Origin of the sequence: Flavobacterium sp. (assembly GCF_039916025.1) — a bacterium.
In the GTDB taxonomy this organism is placed as follows: Bacteria; Bacteroidota; Bacteroidia; order Flavobacteriales; family Flavobacteriaceae; genus Flavobacterium.
Map to the genome: position 1 here is coordinate 1 of NZ_JBDSMB010000021.1, position 4,571 is coordinate 4,571.

5 protein-coding genes are annotated in these 4,571 nt (G+C 33.7%); 4 read left to right on the forward strand and 1 reads right to left on the reverse strand.

Translation table 11 applies throughout. The features are described from left to right. Positions 1-115: 115 nt before the first annotated feature. The 3 genes from ABIQ27_RS01325 (at position 116) to ABIQ27_RS01335 (ending at position 2,246) form a co-directional block, all read left to right on the forward strand. Positions 116-1,063 carry a phosphoribosylaminoimidazolesuccinocarboxamide synthase gene (locus ABIQ27_RS01325; RefSeq protein ID WP_348031326.1) on the forward strand — a complete coding sequence of 316 codons (948 nt, stop codon included), beginning with the start codon at positions 116-118 and terminating at the stop codon, positions 1,061-1,063. Positions 1,064-1,236: 173 nt separating this feature from the next. Next, a complete protein-coding gene (locus tag ABIQ27_RS01330; RefSeq protein WP_348031327.1) occupies positions 1,237-1,611 on the forward strand; it encodes an ankyrin repeat domain-containing protein in 375 nt (124 codons plus the stop codon). A 194-nt stretch (positions 1,612-1,805) separates the two neighbouring features. Further along, on the forward strand, positions 1,806-2,246 hold the full coding sequence (locus ABIQ27_RS01335) for a hypothetical protein (protein ID WP_348031331.1): 441 nt from the start codon (positions 1,806-1,808) through the stop codon (positions 2,244-2,246). A 75-nt stretch (positions 2,247-2,321) separates the two neighbouring features. Here ABIQ27_RS01335 and ABIQ27_RS01340 read toward each other — a convergent pair whose 3' ends face one another. Beyond that, positions 2,322-3,410 (reverse strand): M42 family metallopeptidase, encoded by a 1,089-nt coding sequence (locus ABIQ27_RS01340; RefSeq protein WP_348031333.1) that lies wholly within the window; start codon positions 3,408-3,410, stop codon positions 2,322-2,324. 81 nt (positions 3,411-3,491) lie between these two features. Between ABIQ27_RS01340 and ABIQ27_RS01345 the strand changes: the two genes are divergently transcribed. Further along, complete coding sequence (locus ABIQ27_RS01345; RefSeq protein ID WP_348031335.1) at positions 3,492-4,202, forward strand: DUF4294 domain-containing protein; 711 nt, start codon at positions 3,492-3,494, stop codon at positions 4,200-4,202. The last annotated feature ends 369 nt before the right edge of the window (positions 4,203-4,571 follow it).

Sequence of the window (4,571 nt, forward strand, 5' to 3'; positions counted from 1 at the left end):
AACCCTATCAAGTTAAAGATTGATAGGGTTTCTTTTTTGACTTTAAAAAGTATTCTAAAAACCTTAAATCTTAAATCTCAAATTCCTATTTTTGCACCCACAACAACACAACATAATGAATACTATAACTACAACCCATTTCAATTTTCCCTATCAAAAATCGGTTTACCGTGGAAAAGTCCGTGAAGTCTATAACATCAACGACGAATTGTTGGTGATGATTGCTACCGATAGATTGTCTGCCTTCGATGTCGTAATGCCAAAAGGAATTCCATATAAAGGACAAATTCTAAATCAAATCGCTACTAAGTTTATGCATTTGACTCAGGATATTGTCCCTAATTGGCTTATTGCAACGCCAGACCCAAACGTTGCCGTTGGTCATTTATGTGAACCTTTTAAAGTAGAAATGGTCATCCGTGGCTATCTTTCAGGTCATGCAGCCCGTGAATATGCTTTAGGAAAAAGAACCATTTGCGGAGTAACAATGGCAGAAGGTTTAAAAGAAAATGACAAATTCCCAACTCCAATAATTACTCCAACAACCAAAGCGGATAATGGTTCACACGACGAAGACATTTCGCGTGAAGCTATTTTGGCAAACGGAATCGTTTCAGAAGAAGATTATTTGATATTGGAAAAATACACTAGAGATTTATACCAACGCGGAACTGAAATTGCGGCGAGCAAAGGTTTGATTTTGGTTGATACCAAATATGAATTCGGTAAAACCAAAGACGGAATGATTGTGTTGATTGATGAAATCCACACGCCGGATTCATCCCGTTATTTTTATGCTGAAGGTTATCAGGAAAGACAAGATAATGACGAAGAACAAAAGCAGTTATCAAAAGAATTTGTTCGCCGTTGGTTAATTGAAAATGGTTTTCAGGGAAAAGATGGACAACAAATCCCGGATATGTCTGATGAATACATTGAAACTGTATCAGAGCGCTATATCGAATTGTATGAAAATATATTAGGAGAAAAATTTATCAAAGCAGATATCTCAAACATCAATCAAAGAATAGAAAAGAATGTATTGAATTTTCTCAACCGATAATTAACATTCAAATAAAGATTAACGAACCATGCTTTTGCATGGTTTTTTTGTTCTTTGTATTTGCTAAATAATTAACAACCCATCTGTTAAATAAATGTTATTATATTTTTTTCTGTAACGAATTGCAAATACGATAGTCTTATTCTTTAATCATTAACATTTAAATCATCATCATGAAAAAAACAATCATTATCTTAGGATTAGCTCTAGTAGCTTTTACAGATGTTGCAGTAGCAAACACTGTTTCAACTTTTTCAACTTCAAAAGAAATTGTAAATTACGACAACACACCACTATGTGCTGCTATTATGAAAGGAGACTTAGCAACAGTTAGAAAATTCGTCGAGTACGGCTCAGATGTAAACGAATTGTCTAACGGATTAACTCCATTAATGTTTGCTGCCCGTTATAACAAAGTAGATATTATTAAATATTTACTTGAAAGAGGAGCAGACAAAAAAGTTAAAGATAGTAGAGGCAACACTGCATTAAAATATGCAGAGTTTTCAAAAGCACAAGAAGCTTTAGATTATTTAAAACAAGCTTAAGCCAACATAAAAATCACCGTTTATTCACATAGACGGTGATTTTTTATTTAAAATCATCAGTAAAAAGGGTTTAAATGTTAAAAATTTGTTAAATTTAAGTACTATGCAAAACAAGATACCTGTTTTTAGCCATATATTTGCATAGGATATTAATCTAAATAATAAAATCATCAAATCATAAAAAATCAATCATCATGAAAACAACAATCATTTTTTTAGGACTAGTTGCTTTAAGTTTTACAACTGCAAACGCAGCTAACGAGTTTAAAACTCAAGATTTCCAACAACAGGAAAACCAATTGGTTTCTTTAAATCAGGAATTCTCAAATTGCGAGGATACTGCAAATGACACAGCAATTTTTAATCCAGCTTCAGTTATCAAAACAACTTATGTAAAAACTACCGAAGATGTAATAGCTGAAAACAAATCAATTACTGAAAGTCAGGAAGAAATTACTCAACCACTTTCTTTAGAAACAACTCTTGAAGACAGAATTGCTGAAGACAATCAAATTATTGAAAGCGCTATTTCAAATGAGTTCTTTCCTTTAGATTTTGAAAAAATTAACCGTAAAATCCAATGCGTTAAAGTTTACAACAATGATGCTGCAATTATGGTAGATTTAAAATTATAAGTTTAGGTTGATTGCTTTCGCAGCCATGCGAAAGTTAAAAGCATCCCGATTTATTGGGATGCTTTTTGTTTTGGATTATTTGAAATAAGAAAAAGTCTCGTTGTTTTCTATTTTCAGCAGACTCTCATAAATCAGTTTGATGACATTTTCAACATCTTCCCGATGAACCATTTCAACCGTAGTATGCATGTAACGCAACGGTAACGAAATCAAAGCCGAAGCAACGCCGCCATTACTATAGGCAAAAGCATCTGTGTCGGTTCCTGTTGCTCTTGAAGTAGCATGACGCTGAAAAGGAATTTTATTAGTTTCAGCTGTATTTTCAATTAACTCTCTCAATGTATTGTGAACGGCCGGAGCATATGCAATCACCGGACCTTTCCCCATTTGTAAATCGCCTTCAATTTTCTTTTCAATCATTGGAGTTGTAGTATCGTGGCAAACATCAGTCACTATAGCAACATTAGGCTTTATTGTGTTGGTAATCATTTCAGCACCACGGAGTCCAATTTCTTCCTGAACGGAATTGGTTACATATAACCCAAAAGGTAATTTCTTTTTATTTTCTTTCAAAAGTCGCGCAACTTCGGCAATCATAAAACCGCCCATTCTATTGTCGATGGCACGACAAACAAATTTATTGCCATTCAAAATCATGAATTCATCAGGATATGTTATAACGCAACCAACATGAACGCCTAGTTTTTCAACTTCGTCTTTGGTAGAGCAACCACAATCAATGAATATGTTATGCAAGGTTGCCGATTCTTCTTTCCCGCGATTTCGGGTATGAATCGCCGGCCAGCCAAAAACGCCTTTAACAATTCCTTTTTTAGTATGAATATTGACTCTTTTAGAAGGAGCAATTTGATGATCTGAACCACCATTTCTTATAACATATATTAATCCTTCGGCAGTAATGTAATTTACATACCATGAAATTTCATCAGAATGTCCTTCAATAACCACTTTATACTTAGCATCCGGATTAATTATTCCCACAGCCGAGCCATAAGTGTCCGTTATAAAAGTATCTACATAAGGTTTCAAATAGTCCATCCAAAGTTTTTGACCATTCGATTCATAACCGGTTGGAGAGGCATTATTTAAATAGGTTTCTAAAAAAGAAAGTGAGGATTTGGTAAGTATAGATTTTGTCGCCATAAATATTTTTTTGCTAAAATATAAATTTGGCATTACAGTTGTTAGGGATATTCCATATTTTTACCCTAATAATTCTAATCGATGAAATCGAAGATTCACCAACACAAAAATGACAATTTTGAGCGCATGAGTAAAAAGTTAATTTATTTGTTTTTATTTCTTTGCGTTTCTTTTATTTCAAACGCCCAAGTCACAAACGATTCCATTACAAAAAAGGAAGTCGTAGTAAACGAGAATGATACTATTGTTCCGCTCGAAGAAGTTGTTGTTTACAAACAAAAACTAAGTCCGGAAGAAAAGAAAGAGTTTTTGTTACTTCAAAACAGAGTCTATAAAGTATATCCAATTGCAAAAATTGCCGCTGACCGAATGACCACTCTGAATAAGAACATGGACAAAATGAAAACCAACAGAGAGAAAAAGAAATATTTCAAAATAGTTGAAGACTACATGGAAAATGAATTTACAGGTCAACTAAAGAAACTCTCAAGAAAGCAAGGTCAAATATTAGTCAAACTTATCCATCGTCAAACCGGTTTTACAACTTTCGAACTGATTAAAGATTACAAAAGCGGCTGGAAAGCTTTCTGGTCCAATAATACCGCCAAATTATTCGATATAAATCTCAAAACAAAATATGCTCCCTATGAGGTTAATGAAGATTTTTTAATAGAATCCATTCTTGATCGCGCTTTCATCAGAGGAAGATTAGCGCCTCAAACACCTGCTAAACCTGTAGATATTGACCAACTATATGATTATTGGGAAAAGAAAGCACAGGTCAAAAAGTAGACATCCCTTTTAAATTTTAGTAGCACTGTATTTCCCTGTCTTTGGGGCGTGCATTCCCGCTATCCGCGCTACACGGTAGCTAGCTGCTATCGGGGCTATGTTGGACATTTTGCTTATATCAGCAAGAAACAAGGCTGCTGTTAGTTAGTCAATACCAGTAGTTTTTATTAAACGAATTTGTAAATCACGAGTTATCAACAGGTTAAAAAAAAGACAAAAAAACACTAAATTTTATTTGGAAAGGGAGTGATTTAGTTTTTATATTTGCACCCCGCAAGAGGGATAAGTTCATTTAAAAAACTGGAAAAACGGGGAATTTAAAATAAGTTCAAAAATAATTTTAAAATTGCTTGTTAGTTAAAAAAGAAT

What these genes read in the sequence shown, in the direction of transcription:
- ABIQ27_RS01325 (WP_348031326.1), top strand. Translation starts at nt 116, where the DNA reads ATGAATACTATAACTACAACCCATTTCAATTTTCCCTATCAAAAATCG.
- ABIQ27_RS01330 (WP_348031327.1), top strand. Translation starts at nt 1,237, where the DNA reads ATGAAAAAAACAATCATTATCTTAGGATTAGCTCTAGTAGCTTTTACA.
- ABIQ27_RS01335 (WP_348031331.1), top strand. Translation starts at nt 1,806, where the DNA reads ATGAAAACAACAATCATTTTTTTAGGACTAGTTGCTTTAAGTTTTACA.
- ABIQ27_RS01340 (WP_348031333.1), bottom strand. Translation starts at nt 3,410, where the DNA reads ATGGCGACAAAATCTATACTTACCAAATCCTCACTTTCTTTTTTAGAA.
- ABIQ27_RS01345 (WP_348031335.1), top strand. Translation starts at nt 3,492, where the DNA reads ATGAAATCGAAGATTCACCAACACAAAAATGACAATTTTGAGCGCATG.